The sequence below is a fragment of the Roseobacter weihaiensis genome (assembly GCF_020622345.1).
GTDB classification, from domain to species: Bacteria; Pseudomonadota; Alphaproteobacteria; order Rhodobacterales; family Rhodobacteraceae; genus Roseobacter; species Roseobacter weihaiensis.
The window spans coordinates 18225-38141 of record NZ_JACNMO010000036.1; the positions used below are offsets into that span (position 1 = coordinate 18225).

Here is a 19917-nt window from a genome sequence, read left to right on the forward strand (position 1 = left end):
CTGACATGACCAAGCACCGGCCCGCCTGCGGGCCGGTGTTTTCTATCCAGGGAGACAGCCATGCCCGATGCAGCCCAGCCACCGAACGCAAAGAATACCTATCTGGTCCAGACCACGCTGACGCTGATTGCTGCCGCGGCTCTGGTCTGGCTGCTCAGGACCGGCACGCCGGTCTTCCTGCCCCTTACCTTCGCGCTCGTGATCGGCGTCGTTTTTGCCCCGCTGGCAGATGTTTTCAGCAGGATCGGTGCCCCGCCGGTCGTGGGCGCGCTGGCGGTGCTGGTGATCGTGCTGTCGGCGTTCACAGCCGCCGTCATCGTTTTCTACCCGGTCGTGGCGGAGTTCATCCAGCGCGTGCCGGTGATGTGGAACGAGGTGCAAAGCGCGCTTGGTGGCCTGAAAGACACCATGGAAAACGTCGAAAGCGTGCAGGAGCAGATGGTTGACACGTTGGACCCCTCTGGGGCGGCGATGGCGCGGACAAACGAGGCGATACCGGTTCCGAAAGTGACAGATATCCTGTCGTATCTGCCGTCCACCGCGGCACAGATCATGATATTTGTCGGTATCCTGTATTTCTTTCTGCTGACCCGGTTGGCGATCTACAGGTTCGTCGACCGCAATTCCGAGTTTCTGACCGAGACCGTGCTGCGCCGGGCAGAATCGCAGGTGTCGCGGTACTTTCTGGCGGTGACAGCCATCAATGCCTGTTTTGGGATACTCGTGGCGATCATGTTGTCGGCCCTCGGCATGCCCAATGCAGTTTACTGGGGTGTCGGGGCCTTTCTGGTCAATTACGTGCTCTATCTGGGGCCGATCTTCTTTGCCTTTATGCTGGGGGTGGGCGGGCTGGTAGTCTTTGACGGCCCCATGAGCTTCCTGCCGGCGCTGCTTTTTTTGTTGATGAACATCACTGAAGGTCAATTCGTGACGCCCAGCCTCGTGGGTCGGCATATGTCGGTGAACCCGCTGCTGATTTTTGTGTCGCTGGTGTTCTGGATGTGGCTTTGGGGGCCGCTGGGGGCGATTATCGCAATCCCGCTGCTGGTCTGGGTCAGGCAGGTCTACAAGGCGCTGCAGGAACGTAACGCCGAGGTTGACCCCGATCCCGTCCCGGTCAATGCCTTCGGGACCGTCATCGATCACGATATACTGGGAGTGCGCAATGGCCCTGCTGAATGAGCTGGAAATTCTGATCACGGCCGAGGAAGGCTACAGAGCGCTGGAAGAGGCTGTGCTTGCCGCAAAAGACCGCGTCGACATGGGGTTTCGCGTGTTTGACCCGCGCACGCCGCTGATATCGGACGCCGCCCGCGCCATCGGCGGGACATGGGTCGATCTTCTGGTCGCCAAGCTTGACGAGGGCGTGCGCTTCAACATCTCCATCTCCGACTTTGATCCGGTTGTGCGTGCCGAATTGCACCGGGGCAGCTGGAAGTCGTTCAGTGTCCTGGCGGGCCTCGCAGAGCTTGTCGCGCGCCCGGACCTGCTGCGCGCGACCATTGCCGATCACCCCGCGCGGGTCGGTTGGGGGCCGCGGATGGTGCTCTGGCCCAAGATGCAGTCGCAGATCGCGCAGACCTGCGGCACCCTTGATGCGCTCGATCCCGCCAAACGCAGGGAAGCGCTGCGCTGCATGCCCCGCTTTCGCACCCTGGCGGACGACACGGACGGCGCGCTGAGGCCGCGGAAATTCGGCTTTCCCCCGATGATCCCTGTCACGCACCACCAGAAACTGGCGGTGATCGACGATGAGGTGCTCTATATCGGCGGTCTTGATCTGGACGGGCGCCGCATGGATACGCCCGACCATCACGGCCCGGCCGAGGAAACCTGGCATGATGTTCAGCTCTGCCTGCGCGAGCCGCTGCTGGCGGCCTCCGCACGGCGACATCTTGACCGGTTTCTTGCTGAATGCGCCGGAGATTGCACCGTGATGCCGCCCGAGGGACTGCTGCGCACCCTGTCCGTCAGACGCGAGGGCGAGGGCCCGCATCTGTCGCCGGAGGTCTGTGACACCGGCATTCTTGACGCACATCTTGAGCAGATCGCTCAGGCCGAGACGCTGATCTATTTTGAGAGCCAGTTCCTGCGCGATCCCGTTCTGGCCGAAGCGCTGGTGGCGCGGGCGGCTGAAAAGCCCGATCTGGGGCTTGTGTGCGTGTTGCCCGCGAGCCCCATGGAGGTGGCCTTTGAAAACGCGAGCGGGCTTGACCAGCAGTATGGCGAATACCTGCAGGCCAAATGCATCGGGCGCCTGATGGCGGCATTCGGCGAGCGCTTTTTTGCGGCCACCCCGGCCCAGAAGACGGAAGCGGAGGCGACAGATCGTGCCGTTTCGTGTGGGGCCCCGATGATTTTTGTACATTCGAAGGTGTCGATTTTTGATGATAAAGCCGCCCTCGTGACCTCTGCAAATCTGAACGGGCGCAGCATGCGCTGGGATACGGAAATGGGCCTGCGGGTCACCCACACCGAACAGGTGCGGGCCGTGCGCGACCGGGTGATGCGGGCCTGGCTGCCCGAGGACGCCGAGCCCGCCTATACCGCCGCATTGCCACAGACGGTAGATCTCTGGCGGCGTCTTGCGATGACGAATGCGGCCACCGCCCCGCAGTCGCGCCGGGGGTTTCTGGTGCCTTATGACGTGCGCCCGGCCAAGTCCTTTGGCACCCCGCTGCCCGGTGTCCCGGTGGAGATGGTCTAGACGGCTCTTCCTCCGGTCCTGGGGCCGAAGCTGGTCAAACCGGCGGAACTTATCCTGCGGCTGGACGTTGTGCTTGCGAATGATCTCAATGGAGGTACCAATGACCAACCCGTCAAAGACAGACGCTGATCGCGGTGTGCGCGCGCGTGTCGAAGAGGCCGCCGACAAGGCAACCGAAATGGTCCGGCGCGAGGCAGAGGCGGCAACCGATGCCGTCACCGGGCAGGCGGAGCGCGAAGTGTCAAACGCTGCCAACGCGGCTGCTGCCGCATCCGAAGAATTCCCCCCCGGCACGCCCCAGGCCCGGGCCGCAGACCAGCTCGCCGGCAGCCTGCATCAGGTCGCCGACGTCCTGCGCGACACCGATCTGAACAAGGCTGCAGGCCAGGTCACGCGGTTTGCCCGCGAAAACCCCGTGCTGTTTCTGGGCGGGGCCGCTCTTCTTGGCTTTGCGGCCGCCCGCTTTCTGAAAGCAACCGACCCCGCTGCGACCCCGCGCAGCACGGCTCCTGACGATCCCTGGACCGGTCATGTCACGGCAGCCGAGGCCGCGCACGGGTCAGGCACGGGAAGCTACGCAAACGGGGGCACCCACTGATGTCTGATCTCAACAATCCTGCGCCCGGGCAGCCGCAACCGGCAGACGCCCCCGGTCTTGTCAGCGATTTCATTCAGCAGGCCAGCCGTCTGCTGCGCAGTGAACTCGCCCTGGCCAAGAAAGAAATGGGCCAGAAGGCATCCCGCGCCGCCGCCGGGATCGCCATGGTTCTGATTGGCTTTCTTCTGGTTCTTGCAGCCCTCGATGTGCTGGCTGCCGCCGCCGTTGCGGCCATCGTTGCAGCAGGGCTGCCCGTCTCGGTCGCATCGCTGATCGTTGCGGCCGTCGCCCTTACCCTCGCCGCGGTCCTGTTCCTTGTGGGCAAAGCGTGGCTCAACCCGAAAAACCTGACGCCGGACCGCTCTATCAAGAATGTCCGCCGGGATATCGAAACGATCAAGGAGAATGTTCATGTCTAAGGATATCCAGACCCTCGAACGAAACATCGAAGCAGACCGCAGCCTGCTGGAGCGCACGCTGGGCCAGCTGACCCGGGCGCTGTCGCCCGAGCAGATCTCAAGCACCGTTGCACGCGAAGTGCAGGCCCGGAGCGGGTCCGTCGGGCACGCAGTTGTTGACATGGCGCGGGCGAACCCTGCCGGTGCGGCACTGGTCGGGCTGGGTCTGGCGGCCCTGCTGGCGGGGCCAAAGCGCCCGGCGCGCGCGGCCCCCTATGACACGCGCCAGACGTCGCCCGCGAAAGGTCTGTCGGAAAAGGATCCCCTGTCGGGAGAGTTTGACAGGCGCTTGGCCGCCGCAGATGCCGCCGAGACCTCCGAGCCTCGGGCGCCGCGCATGCGGGCCGCGCTGAACAACGGTCTGGCCAATCTGCCCGAGCCCGCGCGGCGCCGGGTCATCAAGGCGCGCAAGGCGGCGATTGAAGTTCAGGAGACGCTTGATCGCAAAGCCGCCATTGCCGCGCGCAAGGCCCGGAGTTTTCACCAGCAACAGCCGCTGTCGACCGGTGCTCTTGCGATGGGTGTCGGGGCGGTCGTGGCCGCCCTGTTGCCCCGGACCCGGTTCGAGGATGAAATGCTGGGTGCCCGGCGGGACGAGCTGCTGCAGCAGGCTGAATTCGCGCTGCGCGACGAGATCGCCCAGGCCACGGCAACGGGGGAAGCGGCCCTGCGCGACGGCATGAAGGCCGGATACGACAGGCTGAGCCGTCCCTGAAAACCGACACAAACCCTACTCAACCCTGAACCACAGGAGATACACCGATGACAACCACCACTCATTCCGCCGATACGGGCCCCAAGACGAGCGCCCGCAAATCCACCAAGGACGCGACGCCCAAGGAACGTGTCGCCGAGACCGCGGAGCAAGCCCGTGATCTTGCCGTGGAACAGGCGCAGCGTGCGGCTGACAGCGCGCAGGAAGCTGCAAATGAAGTGCGCGACCAGTTGGTCAGAGCCAGCGAAAAGGCCCGCGAAGTAACAGAAAAGCAGCCTTTGCTGGTCGTCGGCGGCGCGCTGGCCCTTGGCGTCGTGATCGGCATGGCGCTCAGGAACAACCGCTACTGATCCCGCCCCGGCCGGGGGTGTTTCGCGGGGCGCATTTCCGAAGGGGAGTGCGCCCCTTTTGTTTCAAAAAGCCATCGGTGCGCCGCCTTTACCACCCAAGCCGCCGCCGCCCGCGAACCGGATCGGGCGCGGTTGTCGCCAAAGGCTGGCGTCAGCTGCCAAGCGCCCGACCAGGGGCTCCTGTTAACACGCAAAGTATAAAAAAACGATTTGTACATGGTTTTGTGTTCTCAAGCACGGCAGCCAGGAGGACCAAACATTGAAAGATCTTACAAGTTCCAGCTTTGACGTGGAGAATGACGCCTCGGAAATCATCCAGGTGTTGCAGCAGGCCATGGACGCTGTCGTGATGATTGACGAGTTCAACAACGTCACGTTTTTCAACCCGGCTGCGGAACGCCTGTGGGGATACGCCAGTCACGAGGTCGTCGGCCAGAACGTCAAGATGCTGGTGCCCGCCGCGATGCAGAAATATCACGATGCCTGGGTTGACGCCAATCGCAACGGGGGAAAAGACAAGATCGTGGGGACCAGCCGCGAGGTTGAGATTCATCGCAAGGATGGAGGTCTGAGATGGGCCAGCCTGTCCCTGTCAAAGGTTATCACACAGGGCCGTCCGGCGATCTATACCGCGTTCATGAAGGATGTGACGGAGGAAAAAGCCGCACGTGAGTTGATGACCGCAACCCTGGAGCAGACCATTGACGCTGTTGTGATGCTGGATCAGGAAAACCACGTCACGTTTTTCAATGCGGCGGCGGAACGCCTGTGGGGGTACGGCCGGGACGAGGTCATCGGGCAGAACGTCAAGATGCTGGTGCCCCCGGAAATGCGGGTCCACCACGACAGTTGGGTCGACAGACACCGAAACGGCGGCGCAGACAAGATCGTGGGCACGAGCCGGGAAGTGCCGGTCCACAGAAAGGACGGATCGGTTGTGCACGGCAGCCTTTCGCTGTCCTGCGTCAAGCTGCCGGACGGTTCCAGCCAGTACACGGCCTTTGTTAAGGATGTGACCGAGGATGTCGCCAAGCGTGAAAAGTTCCGCCTGCTGTCCCTGGTGGCGAATGAAACCGACAATTCGGTCATCATCACGGACAGAAACGGCCTGATCGTCTTTGTAAACCCTGGTTTTGAACGTTTGACCGGCATCGCAGCGGATGCCGCAATCGGGAAAAAGCCGGGTCGAATGTTGCAGGGGCCGGCAACCGACCGGGACACGGTCGCGCGTATCGGAGAAAAGCTGCGGGCAGGGGAGGCCTTTTACGAGGAAATCCTCAACTATTCAAAAAAGGGTGAAGCCTATTGGATCAGTCTTGCGATCAACCCTGTGTATGATGCCAAGGGGCAGGTTGAATACTTCGTTTCGGTGCAAGCCAACGTCACGACGACCCGCCAGAAGTCGATGAATTTTGACGCGAAACTCTCGGCTATCAGTGACGCAACAGCCATCGCAGAGTGGTCGACAGACGGGAGCTGCAAAGACTGTAACGCCTTCCTGACAAATCGAAGTGCCCATTCACCGCGTCTGGGCAAGCTTCTCTCGGATGAAGAGATGAGATCGGTCTTGAGTGGGAAAACGCTGAGCAAGGAGCTCTCCTGGCCGGTGGGAAGTGATGATGAGCTTTGGCTGGACGCAATTTTTTCAGCGACGCGCGACATGGAAGCCAAGATTGACCGCGTGATCATGTGCGGGAGCGATGCGACCCTGCGTCGTGCGGCGACGGCGCGCAGTTCAGAAGCCATGGGGACGATGTTGAGCAACATCACCAACCTGGTAGGATCCATCGGGGGGGTTGCGAAACAGACCAACCTGCTGTCCGTGAATGCCACCATCGAAGCTGCACGTGCGGGCGATGCGGGAAAGGGTTTTGGGGTGGTTGCAACCGAGATCAGAAGCCTTGCCGGTCGTGTTGGTGACGCCGCCAACCAAATTGACGCGTTGATCAGTGACGGTCAGAAAGCCCTGCAAGAGCTGAAGGACGATCAGTAGACCGAAGCGGGGATCGCCCAAGGCCCCCGGAGACGGTCTGTTCAAGAGGCACGGACAACTTGCACGGCGCATATCCTGGCAAACACCGTTTCGCGCAGGCAGGCTCGATCACTGAAACCGGGAGCCGCGCCTCGGGAGCTGACGGCCTGGCGTGGGGCAGCCGGTCTATGTTGCTCTATCCGGCCTGCCTCAGCCTGAGCTCAAGGGGCCTCTCGTCAGGTTTCGGCGATACTTAAATCCAAAGAAAGGCCGCAACGGTTTCAGCACCGAAACAAACCGGACAAGGAGACCGGACCGTTGTGCCCGGCATTTCCACTCCGGATGATCGCCGGAGTATTCTTCAGCGTGAAAGGGAGGGTCGAACGCTCACCGCGTTCCTCCCTTTTTTCCCGACCCCGCGCCCGGATACGTCGCTGTATTCTCTGCAGCGAAATCTGCAGCCTGACGCGGATGCCTACCCGATGTGCCAATCGCGGCGGCTCGGTGGGCGTCGATTGGTCCGGCGCGTGATACCTTCCAACGGGTACGTGCCGACATCAGACCTGCCTGAGCGTGGCAATCTTGCAGGATTTACCAGTGCCGAACCAACCGTGACGCAGACCGCGGACCACCGGTGATGATAAAGAAGCCGGATCGCCTTTTGAAACAGGTGATCCAGCGGGCGGAGGAGGCGGCCTTCTTGTGACCGTGGCAAAAGCGCTGCGCTGCAGATTGGGATCTCGATCAGACACAGGGCGATCAGGACGCTCAATCCGGTGCTTAAAATTTCAAAAAACTCCGGAACAATACGCGCCTGACGGGTGTTGATCTACCAATCGGCCCCTGTGCCGGAAACATACCTACGAAGGACCTGTAAAATGAAAAATCTCATGACAACAACTGCACTTGTTCTCGCCACGGCCCTGCCTGTCGCTGCGAAAGACACAACGAACGCAAGCGTATTTATGCAATACGAGGAAGGGAGCAAGACCTCGGCTGACGTGCTTGCATCCGACCTGATCGGCATGCGTGTGTTCACCAGCGAAAATGACATCGACGCCAACTACATGTCCGAGATCGACGGGGACTGGAACGACATCGGTGAAGTCAGCGACGTGGTCATGTCGCGCGAAGGCACAACCGAAGCCATCCTGCTGGACATCGGCGGCTTCCTCGGTGTGGGTGAAAAGACCGTTGCGGTGAGCTTTGACGAGCTGAATTTCGTTGCCGATGATAGTGACGCGGGCAGCTATTTCCTCGTTTTCACGGCAAATCAGGAGATGCTGGAAGAGGCGCAACCCTTCGACTTTGACCAGATCGGCGCATGGACGTCGGCTGCCTGGAATGACGCCAGGGCAACGGCCAGCGAAACCGCGACCGACATCTCAGCATCCGTGAGTGCTGCCGCCGAGGACGTGGAGCAGACCGCGAAGGATGCGGTGCAGGCCACCGGGAATGCTGCAGCAGAAGCCGGCAAGGAGATTGATCGCACCGCCGCGAGTCTGACCGCACCGGATATCAAGCGTGACGGTTTCGAAACCTATGAGGTGAGCATGCTGACGACCGAGATGCTGACCGGGGCACCGCTTTACGACATCAACGACGAGTGGATCGGCGAAGTATCCGAACTGATCGTTGACGACCAGGGCAATCTCAAAGAAGCGGTTCTTGATGTCGGGGGCTTCCTTGGCATCGGCGAAAAGGAAGTCGTGACCAAAATGGAGAGCCTGACCATCAAACGTGCGACCGATGGCGATGAGCTGCGGGTCTACGTGGACGCCACCAAAGAACAGTTGGAAGAAATGCCAACGCGTGACGAGAGCTAAGAACGCTTCATCCCAGAAACGATCATCGCCCGGGGCCCCAGCGCGCCCCGGGTTCTTTTTATCGCAAAATCTGCTTCCCCGTAAAAAACACTTAGAAACAGATATTTAACCCATTTTTCCCGGAACATTTCGATGCTGCCCGCGTTGGGCAATAGGTCTGTCGGCTTGGGCAGATCAGGTTTTAGGAGCAAATCATATGAAGTGGATTTCACCATTTGTAGCCGCCGTGTTTTTTGCCGCGCCCGCGTCCGCCGAGATCAAGGCGGATTATGTCACCGTGAAGGCTGATGTTGCGGTGCTCGAAGCGCTTGAGGCCGGCACAATCTGGACCGAATTGCCTGAAGACCTGCACGCAAGGATCATTGAGCGCCTGACAGAAAAGGGTCGCGGCGCAGGCACGCGGATCGATATCGAAATTGACACCGCCACCCTTGCGCGCGACGTCTCGCATGCGGTGCAGGTCACCGACAGCCGGTTCATTGCAGATGTGAAAATCGCGCCCCCAAGGCGGTACTACGGGATGGACTACACGCTCATTATTTTGGGCGGGGGTACGGTCGGAACAGCGCTTGAGCAGGAGGAATCCCGGGCGTTGAGCTTGCACAGTGAGGCCCATTACAACAGCATGTTGGACAAATTCACCGACAATATTGTGTCTAAACTGGCGTGGTGAGACATCCAAAGCCCGGTGCGCTGTGTGATGCGCCACCGGCCCTTCAGAGATTTTGGGTCGCCGCATCGACAAGACGGAAAGTTTCCCTTGCAACATCAGCAGATCATTAAAATCCCGCGCGAAGTCCGTAAAACCGGGGACGACACGGCAGCCGCCTCGCTGCTGACCTATGTGTGGCGCATGAGCGAGTGGCATCAGGGCGCCGTTTGTCTGATTGCGGTCGTGGTGGCGGTGTTGAGCCTGATCCCGCTGGAGCTGCAACGGCGCATCGTCAACGAGGTGGTCGAGACCCAAAACCTGCCTGTTCTTGTGCAATTCGGCATCGCCTATGTTGTGGTGGTGCTGTTGCATCAGGCGGTGAAATACGGGCTCTGGATTTATCAGTCGTGGATCACGGAGAGCGCGTCGCTTTACACCCGCCAGCACCTGTTGCGTCTTTACGCTGTGCAGGACGAGTACCCGGAAGAGGGCCGGGGCCGGACGGTTTCGATTGTAGGCGCAGAGGTGGAAAAGCTGGGTGGCTTTGTGGGCGAGGCGCTTTCTGACGCCTGTGCCAATGCGGCGATCCTGCTGGGGGTGGCTGTCTATATGTTTGTGGTGGAGCCGCAAATCGCTGTCTTTGCCCTGGCCTTTCTGGTGCCGCAGGTGGTTCTGACACCTCTGATCCAGCGCAAGCTCAACGCGTTGATCGAGACCCGCGTGGGTTTGTTGCGCAACCTTGGCGATCAGATTTCAGAGATGGGCGCGGGCGCTGAAATGGGCGGTGTCAACGTATTGCGGGACATTTACAGCAACCGTATCCGCTATTTCTTGTTGAAATTTGCAATGAAGGCCGTGCTCAATCTGCTGAATGCCCTGGGGCCGATGACTGTCCTGCTGTTTGGGGGCTACCTGGTGATGCAAGGCGAGGTCCAGATTGGTGTGATTGTGGCTTTCATCTCCGGGTTCGAGCGCATTTCGTCCCCCTTGCGCGAGTTGATCGGATTTTACCGCGTCGCAGCCCAGGCCAACGTGCAGCACCGCCTGATCGCGGAATGGATGGCGGAGTTGCGCCGCGCCTGACAGGCGGACTCGGACTTAGAGCGCCAGAGTCTGCAAGAAGGAAACCAGGCAACTTTTTGGCAGCTTGCGGGTTGTCTCTGCAAGCAGGAGATTTCACGCGGAGAAAAACATGCTGAAAAACATCGTTCATGGTGCCTTGCTCAAGGCAGAGCGTTTCGCGGGTCGTTTCTCGCGCAACCGGTCGAAAACACGCCACGTGGACCCCTACATCGGGTATGCGACACCCACTCATTTTGTGGCACGAGGGCGTGTTTTGTCGCGCCGCCGGACGGCACCGGCGCGGCCGGGACAGTCGCGTCTGGCAAACCTGCGCGGCATGATCTCGTTGTTTATGACGGACGAGGCGGCAGGGGCCGAGGTGCGGTCTGAACACGGCCGGACGGTCACGGACGAGGAAGGCTACTTTCAACTGACATTTCCCAAAACAACTCAGACCGGCTGGATAGAGCGCGCCGTGACGGTCGAGGGTGCCGAGGCCCCTGCATCTTGCCCCATCTGCGTGCCCCGGGCGGACGCGCAATATCTGGTGATCTCCGACATTGACGATACGGTTCTCAGGACCCGCGCCTATGCGCTTTGGCGTAACCTCATCACCTCCTTTACCGGCAATGTGCTGACACGGCGGATTTTTCCCGATGCCGTGCGACTGATGCAGCGGCTCTCACGAAGCGGCCAGAACCCTATTTTTTATGTCAGCTCCTCGCCTTGGAACATGCATGCGTTTCTGGACGATATCTTTACGCGGGCCGATCTGGAACGCGGGCCGATGTTTCTGCGGGATCTGGGCCTGAGCGAGACAAAGTTCATCACAGAGGGCCATGGCAATCACAAGGGCCAGAGCATTGATCGGATCCTGCAGGCCAACCCAAACCTGCCTGTCGTCCTGATTGGTGATACCGGGCAGGAGGATGCCACGATTTACCGGGAGGCTGCAGATCGACACCCGGACCGGATTGCGGCAATTGTGCTGCGGCATGCCGACCCTGATCCGGGCCCGCGAGAGCTGGCAAACCTGGAGCGTTTGCAGAGGCTGCCGCTGCCGGCCTTTGTTGCGGCGCGTTTCGATGAGATCGAAGAGCGGTTGCTGCAAGAGCTGGCCAAGGTCGAAATCAAGGCTCCCGTGGGGCTGGTCTCGGTCTAGGGCATTCCCTTGCAATCACGCCCTGTGCCGGGGTCGCGGTCTGTCGTGACCCGCCGCTTCTCATGGAACAATTGCGCGCCTGATGCGTTCTGTTCCTGAAGAGGACCATTTGCCAGGTCACCGCCGCTGCGGCGGAAAGACATGGCACTTTGCACGCAATTCGGAGGAACACCATGTCATTGAAAAACATGATAACCAAGCTCGCCCTTGCCTTTGCGGCCAAAAAGGGACTGGACGCGTTCACCGCGATGGGTGGGATGCCGGGCCTTGCGGCGCGGTTGCAAAACGCGACCCCGGCGGGACCCGATACGGAAAGCCGCACCGACGAGGTGCAGACGGCAGACACTGAAGGTCTTGGCAGCATCATCGAAGCCCTCGGCCAAACAAGAGGGAATGCCGGGCGCTCAATATCGGCTCGCCAGCAGGGCAATCCGCTGAACGCGTCGCTTGGTTCGCTGTTCGGCACCCTGGCCAATGCGTTCAACCAGTCAGGGTCTTCCGAGAAATCTGGACAGGACCTGCAGCACCATTTCACGATTGAGGATTTCCAGTCCGAGGACGAAGCCAGACCGGTCTTGCGGGCAATGGTCCAGATGGCCCGCGCGGATGGCAGCATCGACAATGATGAACAGAGCTTTCTGTTTGGCCTGTTGGAGGACGCGTCCGATAGCGAACAGGCGGCCCTGCGCCGCGCGTTTCGGGAACCGGTGGATGCCGCCTCCGTCGCGCGCGACACGCCGGACTACGCGCGCAAGGAAGTCTATTCTGCCGCATTGCTTGTCGGCGAGCCGGACCATCCGCATGAGAAGTCATTTCTGACGCATCTTGCCCAGGCATTGCGCTTGCGTCAGGGCGAAGTGGATGATCTGCACCGTGCCATCGGCAAGGCACCGATCGCCGTCTGAACGGGCGGATCGAGGGCGGTGCACCCCCCGGCCTTCGACTTTCCGGGCGGCAGGCAGAGTTCAGTGTTCACGATTTCTTGAAAAGGGCAGGCTATGTGAACCAGATAACACTGCCTTTGGCAGATCGCCATATTCTGACCGCTTGTCACTGCTATCGTGACCAATGATTCTAGTCAGTCCCTTTAAGAGGTTTCACCATGCTTCCAAGACGCCATTTCATTCAATCGTCTGTCGCTTTGTTTTCCGCGGCAGCAATCGGCCTGCCGCTCAGCAGCCGCGCCATGGCGGCCCCAGGCAAGTGGTCGTCCTGGGATGCACGCGTGATCCCCACCAACTACGATCCGGCATCGTCAAATCCATGGGGAATTCACCCGCGGTTCCTGCCAACCGTTGTTGAAGCGAACGCAGGGTTGAAGCCAGGCGAAATCCATGTGGATGCCGTGGCGCGGTATCTTTACCATGTGCGCGATAACGGGACCGCCATGCGCTACGGCGTCGCCATCGCGCGCGGCAACCTCTATGAGCCCGGTGTCTACACGATCAGACGCAAGGCCAAGTGGCCCAGATGGACACCGACGCGGGCAATGATCAAACGCGACCCCGATCTGTATGAACAGCACGCTGACGGCATGCCCGGCGGTCTCGAGAACCCCCTGGGCGCGCGGGCGCTCTACCTCTATGAGGGGCCGCGCGACACCTACCTGCGGATCCACGGCACACCGTCGCCGCGCTCCATCGGGAACCGCGCAAGCTCTGGCTGCGTGCGGATGGTGATGGCGCACATCATTGACCTGTATGAGGAAGTGCGCTTGTCATCGACGGCGCATCTCTACCCGGCGGAAACCTATGTAACCGCACAAAGTTGAGGCGCGCCCGCCTATTCTTGCGTGCGGGTGCAGATCGGTCGCCCTTCGGCGGTGCGCAGCGGCAAATCTGTCGTCTCGACAGGACCCGTGTGACGATACCAATAGCAGCCGTCCTTCTCCAGGAGCCGCGCCGTGGACAGGTCCTGATTCGGGCCCGCGAGGGCGATGACGCCTTCGGGAAGGTTGCCGCCGGGTGCTGAGCCTGATCCATTCACACCGGCTGCACAGCCTGCCAGCACGGCGATAAGCCCAAGAGGGACGAGTAACTTGATTTTCATGTCTTGTCTTTTCCAGTCATTACTCCCCCTAGGGTAGAGCATTTCGCGCCGTAATAAAGGTGCGCGATGCTATTTCGGGTCCGCGCCCGGGACAGCCACGGCCTCGAACAGGATGTCTGCACCCTGCGCCTGCGGGAGTGACCTGCAGCGCGACGTTGAAAACAAAGCGCGCGGCAGCGCCGACGCACCGTCTGGTTCGGAAACCTGGCGCTTCTATTTCCCATACATGATTCAACCCGTGTTTGAATCAGAGATGGTGGACACCATACCCTTTTGACTTCGCAGCTCAGCTTGTCACAGAGAAGCACTCCCAGATTCTGCTCCGCGGCGGAAAAAATGGATAGCCTTTGGCCTCCTAAAACGGTCAGATGAGAGTCAGCGAGTCCCGCCGATAAGAGTGGGCAAGAGGCTCAACCAGTTTTTTCTTAGGGAGACGAAACATGACAAACATACATCTTCTATGCGCCGCTGCTGTTGCCGCGCTTTCTTTTGCCGCGCTGCCCGCCACAGCCCAGGACTGCCCACGCGGTGATCTGGATGATCGGTATTGCGACGTCGATGGCGACCTGATCGCAGATATCCCGACAGATGCTGCAGATCAAATCGACCCCGACACCCTGATTTTCGCCTACACGCCGGTGGAAGACCCCGCTGTTTATGAGACCGCATGGGCCGATTTTCTGGCACATCTGGAAGAAGCGACCGGCAAAGACGTCGTGTTCTTTCCGGTCCAAAACAACGCCGCCCAGATCGAGGCGATGCGGTCAGGGCGTCTGCACATTGCAGGCTTCAATACCGGCTCGAACCCTCTGGCCGTCAACTGTGCGGGCTTCCGTCCGTTCACCATCATGGCCGGTGAAGACGGCTCTTTCGGCTACGAAATGGAAATCCTGACCCATCCAGGGTCTGGCATCGAAAACATCGAAGACATCAAGGGCGGCCAGATGGCCTTTACGTCCGAGACCTCGAACTCCGGTTTCAAAGCGCCCTCGGCGATTCTGGCGTCGGAATTCAACATGAAGGCGGGAGAAGATTTCGAACCGGTGTTCTCGGGCAAGCACGACAATTCGATCCTTGGTGTGGCCAACAAGGATTATCCGGCGGCGGCCATCGCCAATTCGGTGCTGGCCCGCATGCTGGAGCGTGAGGTGGTCTCTGAAGATCAGCTCATCTCGATCTACAAGTCGCAAACCTTCCCGACGACAGGCTATGGGACCGCCCACAACCTGACACCCGAACTGCAACAGAAGATCCGTGATGCGTTCTTCTCGTTCGAGTGGGAAGGGACGTCGCTGCAGGAAGAGTTCGGCAAGAACGGCGAGGCGCAGTTCCTCGAAATGACGTATCAGGACTTCTGGTCGGTCATTCGCACCATCGATGAGGCCAACGGCGTCTCGTACGAGTGTTCGTAACGGACCGGGCCGGGATCTTCCGGTGATGAGGTTGATGGCAGGTGGCAGCGTGAATTGCCACCTGCCTTACATATCCGAGGATCAGCTATGCTACGGCTAGACGCACTGACCAAGACCTACAAGACCGGCGACAAGGCTCTGAAGGCTGTCACATTGGACGTCCCCTTCGGTCAGGTTGTCGCCCTGATCGGCCCGTCCGGTGCCGGCAAATCGACCCTGATCCGCTGCATCAACCGGCTGGTGGAACCGACCTCGGGCGCCGTGATGCTCGGCGATGTGGATCTGACGCGGCTCAAGCCCGGCGCGCTGCGACGTGAGCGGCGGCGCATGGGGATGATCTTTCAGGAATACGCACTGGTCGAGCGTCTGACGGTGATGGAGAACGTCCTGTCCGGCCGCCTCGGCTATGTCGGGTTCTGGCGTTCGGCCACGCGCCGCTTTCCGCAAAAAGACGTGGACGAGGCGTTTCGTCTGCTCGACCGCGTGGGCCTTTTGCACATGGCCGACAAACGCGCCGATCAGCTGTCTGGCGGCCAACGGCAGCGGGTCGGCATTTGCCGTGCGCTGATCCAGGACCCCGCCTTGCTTTTGGTGGATGAACCGACGGCCTCGCTTGATCCCAAGACCTCGCGCCAGATCATGCGCCTGATTTGTGAGCTTTGCGCCGAGCGGGGGTTGGCCGCAATCATCAACATCCACGACGTGGCGCTGGCGCAGATGTTCGTGGCCCGCGTCATTGGTCTGCGCTTTGGCGAAGTGGTCTATGACGGCGCGCCGGATGGTCTGACACCTGACAAGCTGACCGAAATTTACGGCGAAGAGGATTGGGAGGCGACCATCGAGAAGGTCGACGACGAGGCAGAGACCGGGATCGAGGCCGCCGAATGAACGTGACCTCTACGCGTGACGCTTCACCCACCCTGGAGGAGATGGTGGGCACGCGCTGGCGGCGCCCGCCGTTGGTTCAGCGGGTCTGGCTGCGTTATGCGCTGCTGATCGGCTTTGCAGCCTATCTTGTGGCCGCGATTGCCAGTGTTGAGGTGGATTGGCTTCGCGTCTATCAAGGGCTGGATCGGGGCGCGGCCTTCGTGATGGCCTTTGCCAAGCCGGATTTCGTCAGCCGTGCCGATGCGATCTGGAACGGTATGGTTGAAAGCATCGTGATTACGGTGGCCTCGTCTGTCGTCGGCATCCTCATCTCGATCCCCATTGCCCTGGGCGCTGCCCGCAATATCGCCCCGGTGCCGATTTACATGATCTGTCGCGGGATCATCGCCGTGTCGCGTGCCTTGCAGGAAATCATCGTTGCCATCCTGCTGGTCGCGATCTTCGGATTTGGCCCCTTGGCGGGGTTCCTGACCCTGTCCTTTGCCACAATCGGGTTCCTGTCGAAACTTCTGGCCGAGGACATCGAAAGCATGGATCGCTCCCAGGCCGAGGCTGTGCGCGCCACGGGGGCCCGCTGGTCGCAATGGATCGACTACGGTGTGAAACCGCAGGTGATCCCACGGCTGATCGGGCTGTCCATGTACCGGGTGGATATCAATTTCCGTGAAAGCGCGATCCTTGGCCTTGTGGGTGCAGGCGGCATCGGGGCCACGCTGAACACGGCGTTTGACCGCTATGAATACGACACGGCCGCCGCGATCTTGTTGCTCATTATCGGGATTGTCATGGCCCTCGAATATCTCAGCGGCCTGATCCGCGCGCGGGTGCAGTAAGATGCCCGTTATCGAGACGGCAAAAGGCCCCGAATGGCGCTTGCGCAACCAGCGCGAGGCCCTGACCCGTTGGTCCTTCTGGCTGGTCGGCGTTGTCGTTTTCCTCTGGTGCTGGGCGCGGATATCAGAGGCCACGACATGGTTTTTCGTCTGGGACGCCCCGAGCATTGCCGGTGATATTTTCGAGCGCGCAACTCCGCCGCGCTGGTCATATATGGACAACCTCTGGCTGCCCATCTGGGACACCCTGAATATCGCGACCCTCGGCACAATCGGCGCCTTGATCCTCGCGGTGCCCGTTGCTTTCCTCGCGGCCCGCAACACCACACCCTCGGCGCTGTTCATCCGCCCGATCGCGCTTCTGATCATCGTGTCGACCCGGTCGATCAACTCGCTTATCTGGGCGCTGCTGCTGATCGCCATCATCGGGCCGGGCGTGTTCGCGGGTATCGTGGCCATCGCCATCCGGTCTATCGGGTTCTGTGCCAAGCTGCTGTACGAGGCCATCGAAGAGATCGACCACACCCAAGTCGAGGCCATCACCGCGACCGGTGCGTCGCGCTGGCAGGTCATGGTCTACGGCATTGTCCCCCAGATCATGCCGGCCTTTGCGGGCATTTCCGTCTTTCGTTGGGACATCAACATCCGCGAATCAACCGTGCTGGGGCTGGTCGGGGCCGGTGGTATCGGGCTGCAATTGCAGGCATCGCTGAACACGCTGGCTTGGCCCCAGGTCTCGCTGATCCTGTTGGTCATCCTCGCCGCCGTCGTCCTCTCGGAGTGGGTATCGGCGAAAGTGCGCGGGGCGATCATCTGACCCACGGCCCGATTTTCGACGGCTACGAGGCGGTGCGCCACCGTCTCCCCAATGCGGGCCCCGGTTGCGCCCGCACGCCAGCACACAACCTGTCCCAGATCGCGGATCTGCAAGCGGCAGGCAAAGGTGTCATGGTGGTCTCGAAGGCCGCTGGTTCCACCAAGGGCCCGAGCTTCTAGATCACGGTTCGCCAACAGGTTGTGCCGTCCCTAAAAATGGAAATGCACATGGTTATTGCAGATCTTGCCGGACGCTTTCGTCGCGACCAGATCCGTTCGACGTGGAGCGGATTATCCCGCTCTGGAATGACAACGGCGTAATGGAGTTTCCCTATGTGCCAGAAGGCTCCCCGAGCCGTTTTGAAGGCCTGGATGCGATCCAAACGACGCTCGCAAGCGCCTTCATTCAGCGTGAAATGATGAGGTTCTTTGATCTTTACGTCACAAACTGAGCCAGATTCCGGAAAAGCGGCAGAGCTGGAGTATGTTCGGATCGCAGCGATGCTCTCAAAGCAGCCCGAACCGCCCGTGTCCCGTAGTCCTGCCGATGGCGGCTTATCGAATGAACTGAAATTGGCGCAAAGATCAGTTTGGTGGCTTGTCCTGTCGTGGCCGAACTCTTAGTTGCGTTGAGAGGTAGACTGAAAAACTATGCGAAAGTGTCCCTGCTCATGAACAGATACTCAGCAGTGGAGCATTTTGCCGATGGGCTTCGGCTTCGTGCCGGTTTGGACGGCACGAAAGCCGCTGATCGCCTGCTCGACGCGTTTTGCGAGGTTCCACGGGAAGCGTTCGCGGGCTCCGGGCCGTGGCGGGTACGGTCGCCACTCGCGCCAGGAAAACCACCAGTTACAACGCCCGATGCCGACCCCCGTTGGCTATATCACGATATGCTTGTCGTCTTAGATGAAACCAAAGGGATAAACATTGGTCAGCCTTCAATGTGGGCACGTTTCTTGGCAAAATCTGACATTCAGGACGGCGCGCGCATCCTTCAGGTGGGTGCGGGTGTCGGGTATTATACAGCAATACTTAGCCACCTTGCTGGACCGGACGGGAGCATTTTTGCTTATGAAATTGACTTGGAACTCGCCAAGCGTGCCGCGTTAAACCTAGCAGGCTATAACAACGTGACGGTGCGCCATGGCAATGCAGCAACCGGTCTTGTCGATGAAGGGCCATTTGATGCTGTTGTTGCGTTTGCAGGGGTTACACATATTCCGAATGTTTGGTCCGGACACCTTGCGCCAAAAGCTAAACTGCTACTGCCATTGACGGGCATAATGGGTTCTGGGGCCATGATCCTTGCGCAGCCTGATAGCGACGGCTTTTGCGCGAAAACCGTTGGTCGCTGCGGTTTTTACCATTGCAGTGGTGCCCGAGATGACAAGCTGGCTGTGGAAATTGACGAGATGTTTGCGAATGCGGGACGGCTGGAGGACTGGCGCTTTCGGATCACAGGGGGAGACGATACTTCCGGATTTGTGACATTTCTCTACGAAAAGTAGCCATTATGACGCATCGCACAGAGGTCGGTTTTGTCCGCATAGCGGGAATGACCGTCAAGGATTAAAAGTTGGTTTTGGGTTGGCTGCGGTCAGCCGGCGCAAACCGGCAGATGTCGGCTCTGAGCCCACATCGCTTGATGGTGGGATTGATGCCAATGACTGCTTCGTTTCCAGCCGACAAAGCCTCCGATGCGCAGTTTGTTTATGAACAAGAATAACCATTCGGTGCATCTCTCGCTCGGTCAAACCACCGAACATGCCTTGCACGGTGCGAGGACGCTAGCCAGAGCAGCCTTCGACGGGCCAGCTATCCATGCGCTGCAAAATGCTTGTCTCCATTGAACCAAATTCCGCTCTGACACCACTAACAGGCATGACACCCGAGCGCTTTGCCCTGAACAGCTCTCTGCCTGAACAGCTCTCTGCCTGAACACACATGGGGAGACGGACATAATGCCAATCACAATAGGAAACAGAGATTACCCCGACGATGTTTGGGGCATGATGAAGGACAAGAAGATGGGCCCCTACGCAAGCGACTGCGTGAACTGGCAAATGAGCGCTGCCGGTTCGGGTATCGGCGTCTTGGGCATATTGCTAGCGAAGGAGGGTTTTGAGGTGAACTCTCATCCGGCGGTCGCTGCTTGCAGTGACGAGAGGGCAAAAGAAGCTGTTCCGGCTCTGTCGCGAAGAAGGGCTGGCTGTGCGGCACAGGCGGTCCCGCAAGCGCATTGGGCACACGCAGGCCTATTCTGGTGCCGGATCGGGCCAACCAGCGCCCCCTCTCGGCAGATTTTGCATTGCAAAATCGCCTACCGGTCAACGGGATCTCTCGACTTTGTGTCTGACGCTTTTGAAGATGGCCAGCGGTTCCGCGTGCTGTGCATCGTGGATGATTGCACCCGCGAA

20 protein-coding genes and 1 pseudogene are annotated in these 19917 nt (G+C 60.0%); 20 read left to right on the forward strand and 1 reads right to left on the reverse strand.

The features are described from left to right. Positions 1-60: 60 nt before the first annotated feature. The 13 genes from H7847_RS24480 (at position 61) to H7847_RS24540 (ending at position 13273) form a co-directional block, all read left to right on the forward strand. Positions 61-1182, forward strand: a complete 1122-nt coding sequence (locus H7847_RS24480; protein ID WP_227272120.1) for an AI-2E family transporter — start codon at positions 61-63, stop codon at positions 1180-1182. Then, the gene (locus tag H7847_RS24485) at positions 1166-2707 is read left to right on the forward strand and encodes a phospholipase D family protein (RefSeq protein ID WP_227272121.1); all 1542 of its coding nucleotides are present in this window, start codon (positions 1166-1168) and stop codon (positions 2705-2707) included. The genes H7847_RS24480 and H7847_RS24485 overlap by 17 nt, the downstream gene beginning before the upstream one ends. Before the next feature lie 100 nt (positions 2708-2807). After that, positions 2808-3305 (forward strand): hypothetical protein, encoded by a 498-nt coding sequence (locus H7847_RS24490; protein WP_227272122.1) that lies wholly within the window; start codon positions 2808-2810, stop codon positions 3303-3305. Continuing rightward, complete coding sequence (locus H7847_RS24495; RefSeq protein ID WP_227272123.1) at positions 3305-3724, forward strand: phage holin family protein; 420 nt, start codon at positions 3305-3307, stop codon at positions 3722-3724. Before H7847_RS24490 ends, H7847_RS24495 begins: the two co-directional genes overlap by 1 nt. Then, positions 3717-4478, forward strand: coding sequence for a DUF3618 domain-containing protein (locus tag H7847_RS24500; protein ID WP_227272124.1), 762 nt, complete (start codon positions 3717-3719; stop codon positions 4476-4478). The genes H7847_RS24495 and H7847_RS24500 overlap by 8 nt, the downstream gene beginning before the upstream one ends. Positions 4479-4525: 47 nt before the next feature. Continuing rightward, complete coding sequence (locus tag H7847_RS24505) at positions 4526-4828, forward strand: hypothetical protein (protein ID WP_227272125.1); 303 nt, start codon at positions 4526-4528, stop codon at positions 4826-4828. A 259-nt stretch (positions 4829-5087) separates the two neighbouring features. Beyond that, a complete protein-coding gene (locus H7847_RS24510; RefSeq protein ID WP_227272126.1) occupies positions 5088-6821 on the forward strand; it encodes a PAS domain S-box protein in 1734 nt (577 codons plus the stop codon). An 869-nt stretch (positions 6822-7690) separates the two neighbouring features. After that, positions 7691-8626, forward strand: a complete 936-nt coding sequence (locus H7847_RS24515; protein ID WP_227272127.1) for a PRC-barrel domain-containing protein — start codon at positions 7691-7693, stop codon at positions 8624-8626. Between the two features lie 196 nt (positions 8627-8822). Beyond that, positions 8823-9299, forward strand: coding sequence for a hypothetical protein (locus H7847_RS24520; RefSeq protein ID WP_227272128.1), 477 nt, complete (start codon positions 8823-8825; stop codon positions 9297-9299). An 87-nt stretch (positions 9300-9386) separates the two neighbouring features. Next, a complete protein-coding gene (locus tag H7847_RS24525; RefSeq protein WP_227272129.1) occupies positions 9387-10361 on the forward strand; it encodes an ABC transporter transmembrane domain-containing protein in 975 nt (324 codons plus the stop codon). Positions 10362-10470: 109 nt separating this feature from the next. Continuing rightward, the gene (locus tag H7847_RS24530) at positions 10471-11502 is read left to right on the forward strand and encodes a phosphatase domain-containing protein (RefSeq protein ID WP_227272130.1); all 1032 of its coding nucleotides are present in this window, start codon (positions 10471-10473) and stop codon (positions 11500-11502) included. 173 nt (positions 11503-11675) lie between these two features. Further along, positions 11676-12407 (forward strand): DUF533 domain-containing protein, encoded by a 732-nt coding sequence (locus H7847_RS24535; protein ID WP_227272131.1) that lies wholly within the window; start codon positions 11676-11678, stop codon positions 12405-12407. Positions 12408-12604: 197 nt separating this feature from the next. Then, positions 12605-13273, forward strand: coding sequence for a L,D-transpeptidase (locus tag H7847_RS24540; protein WP_227272132.1), 669 nt, complete (start codon positions 12605-12607; stop codon positions 13271-13273). A gap of 11 nt (positions 13274-13284) precedes the next feature. On the opposite strand, the gene H7847_RS24545 is transcribed toward H7847_RS24540, so the two are convergent. Beyond that, complete coding sequence (locus H7847_RS24545) at positions 13285-13551, reverse strand: hypothetical protein (RefSeq protein WP_227272133.1); 267 nt, start codon at positions 13549-13551, stop codon at positions 13285-13287. Positions 13552-13991: 440 nt separating this feature from the next. Between H7847_RS24545 and phnD the strand changes: the two genes are divergently transcribed. From phnD to H7847_RS24580, 7 genes and pseudogenes are all read left to right on the forward strand, one after another. Beyond that, the gene (gene phnD / locus H7847_RS24550) at positions 13992-14963 is read left to right on the forward strand and encodes a phosphate/phosphite/phosphonate ABC transporter substrate-binding protein (RefSeq protein ID WP_227272134.1); all 972 of its coding nucleotides are present in this window, start codon (positions 13992-13994) and stop codon (positions 14961-14963) included. A gap of 87 nt (positions 14964-15050) precedes the next feature. Next, the gene (gene phnC, locus H7847_RS24555) at positions 15051-15851 is read left to right on the forward strand and encodes a phosphonate ABC transporter ATP-binding protein (protein ID WP_227272135.1); all 801 of its coding nucleotides are present in this window, start codon (positions 15051-15053) and stop codon (positions 15849-15851) included. After that, positions 15848-16684 (forward strand): phosphonate ABC transporter, permease protein PhnE, encoded by an 837-nt coding sequence (phnE, locus tag H7847_RS24560; RefSeq protein ID WP_227272136.1) that lies wholly within the window; start codon positions 15848-15850, stop codon positions 16682-16684. The genes phnC and phnE (H7847_RS24560) overlap by 4 nt, the downstream gene beginning before the upstream one ends. A 1-nt stretch (position 16685) precedes the next feature. Further along, positions 16686-17501 carry a phosphonate ABC transporter, permease protein PhnE gene (gene phnE, locus H7847_RS24565; RefSeq protein WP_227272137.1) on the forward strand — a complete coding sequence of 272 codons (816 nt, stop codon included), beginning with the start codon at positions 16686-16688 and terminating at the stop codon, positions 17499-17501. Positions 17502-17781: 280 nt separating this feature from the next. Continuing rightward, complete coding sequence (locus H7847_RS24570; protein WP_227272138.1) at positions 17782-17952, forward strand: hypothetical protein; 171 nt, start codon at positions 17782-17784, stop codon at positions 17950-17952. Positions 17953-18108: 156 nt separating this feature from the next. Beyond that, positions 18109-19008 (forward strand): protein-L-isoaspartate O-methyltransferase family protein, encoded by a 900-nt coding sequence (locus H7847_RS24575; protein ID WP_227272139.1) that lies wholly within the window; start codon positions 18109-18111, stop codon positions 19006-19008. A 515-nt stretch (positions 19009-19523) separates the two neighbouring features. After that, a pseudogene (locus H7847_RS24580) lies at positions 19524-19917 on the forward strand (hypothetical protein); the annotation flags it as partial.

Bases quoted from the DNA above. Each gene is read 5' to 3' on its own strand.
- H7847_RS24495 (WP_227272123.1), top strand. From the start codon at position 3,305: ATGTCTGATCTCAACAATCCTGCGCCCGGGCAGCCGCAACCGGCAGAC.
- H7847_RS24520 (WP_227272128.1), top strand. From the start codon at position 8,823: ATGAAGTGGATTTCACCATTTGTAGCCGCCGTGTTTTTTGCCGCGCCC.
- H7847_RS24515 (WP_227272127.1), top strand. From the start codon at position 7,691: ATGACAACAACTGCACTTGTTCTCGCCACGGCCCTGCCTGTCGCTGCG.
- phnD (WP_227272134.1), top strand. From the start codon at position 13,992: ATGACAAACATACATCTTCTATGCGCCGCTGCTGTTGCCGCGCTTTCT.
- H7847_RS24505 (WP_227272125.1), top strand. From the start codon at position 4,526: ATGACAACCACCACTCATTCCGCCGATACGGGCCCCAAGACGAGCGCC.
- phnE (WP_227272137.1), top strand. From the start codon at position 16,686: ATGCCCGTTATCGAGACGGCAAAAGGCCCCGAATGGCGCTTGCGCAAC.
- phnE (WP_227272136.1), top strand. From the start codon at position 15,848: ATGAACGTGACCTCTACGCGTGACGCTTCACCCACCCTGGAGGAGATG.
- H7847_RS24480 (WP_227272120.1), top strand. From the start codon at position 61: ATGCCCGATGCAGCCCAGCCACCGAACGCAAAGAATACCTATCTGGTC.
- H7847_RS24500 (WP_227272124.1), top strand. From the start codon at position 3,717: ATGTCTAAGGATATCCAGACCCTCGAACGAAACATCGAAGCAGACCGC.
- H7847_RS24490 (WP_227272122.1), top strand. From the start codon at position 2,808: ATGACCAACCCGTCAAAGACAGACGCTGATCGCGGTGTGCGCGCGCGT.
- H7847_RS24535 (WP_227272131.1), top strand. From the start codon at position 11,676: ATGTCATTGAAAAACATGATAACCAAGCTCGCCCTTGCCTTTGCGGCC.
- H7847_RS24545 (WP_227272133.1), bottom strand. From the start codon at position 13,551: ATGAAAATCAAGTTACTCGTCCCTCTTGGGCTTATCGCCGTGCTGGCA.
- phnC (WP_227272135.1), top strand. From the start codon at position 15,051: ATGCTACGGCTAGACGCACTGACCAAGACCTACAAGACCGGCGACAAG.
- H7847_RS24485 (WP_227272121.1), top strand. From the start codon at position 1,166: ATGGCCCTGCTGAATGAGCTGGAAATTCTGATCACGGCCGAGGAAGGC.
- H7847_RS24530 (WP_227272130.1), top strand. From the start codon at position 10,471: ATGCTGAAAAACATCGTTCATGGTGCCTTGCTCAAGGCAGAGCGTTTC.
- H7847_RS24540 (WP_227272132.1), top strand. From the start codon at position 12,605: ATGCTTCCAAGACGCCATTTCATTCAATCGTCTGTCGCTTTGTTTTCC.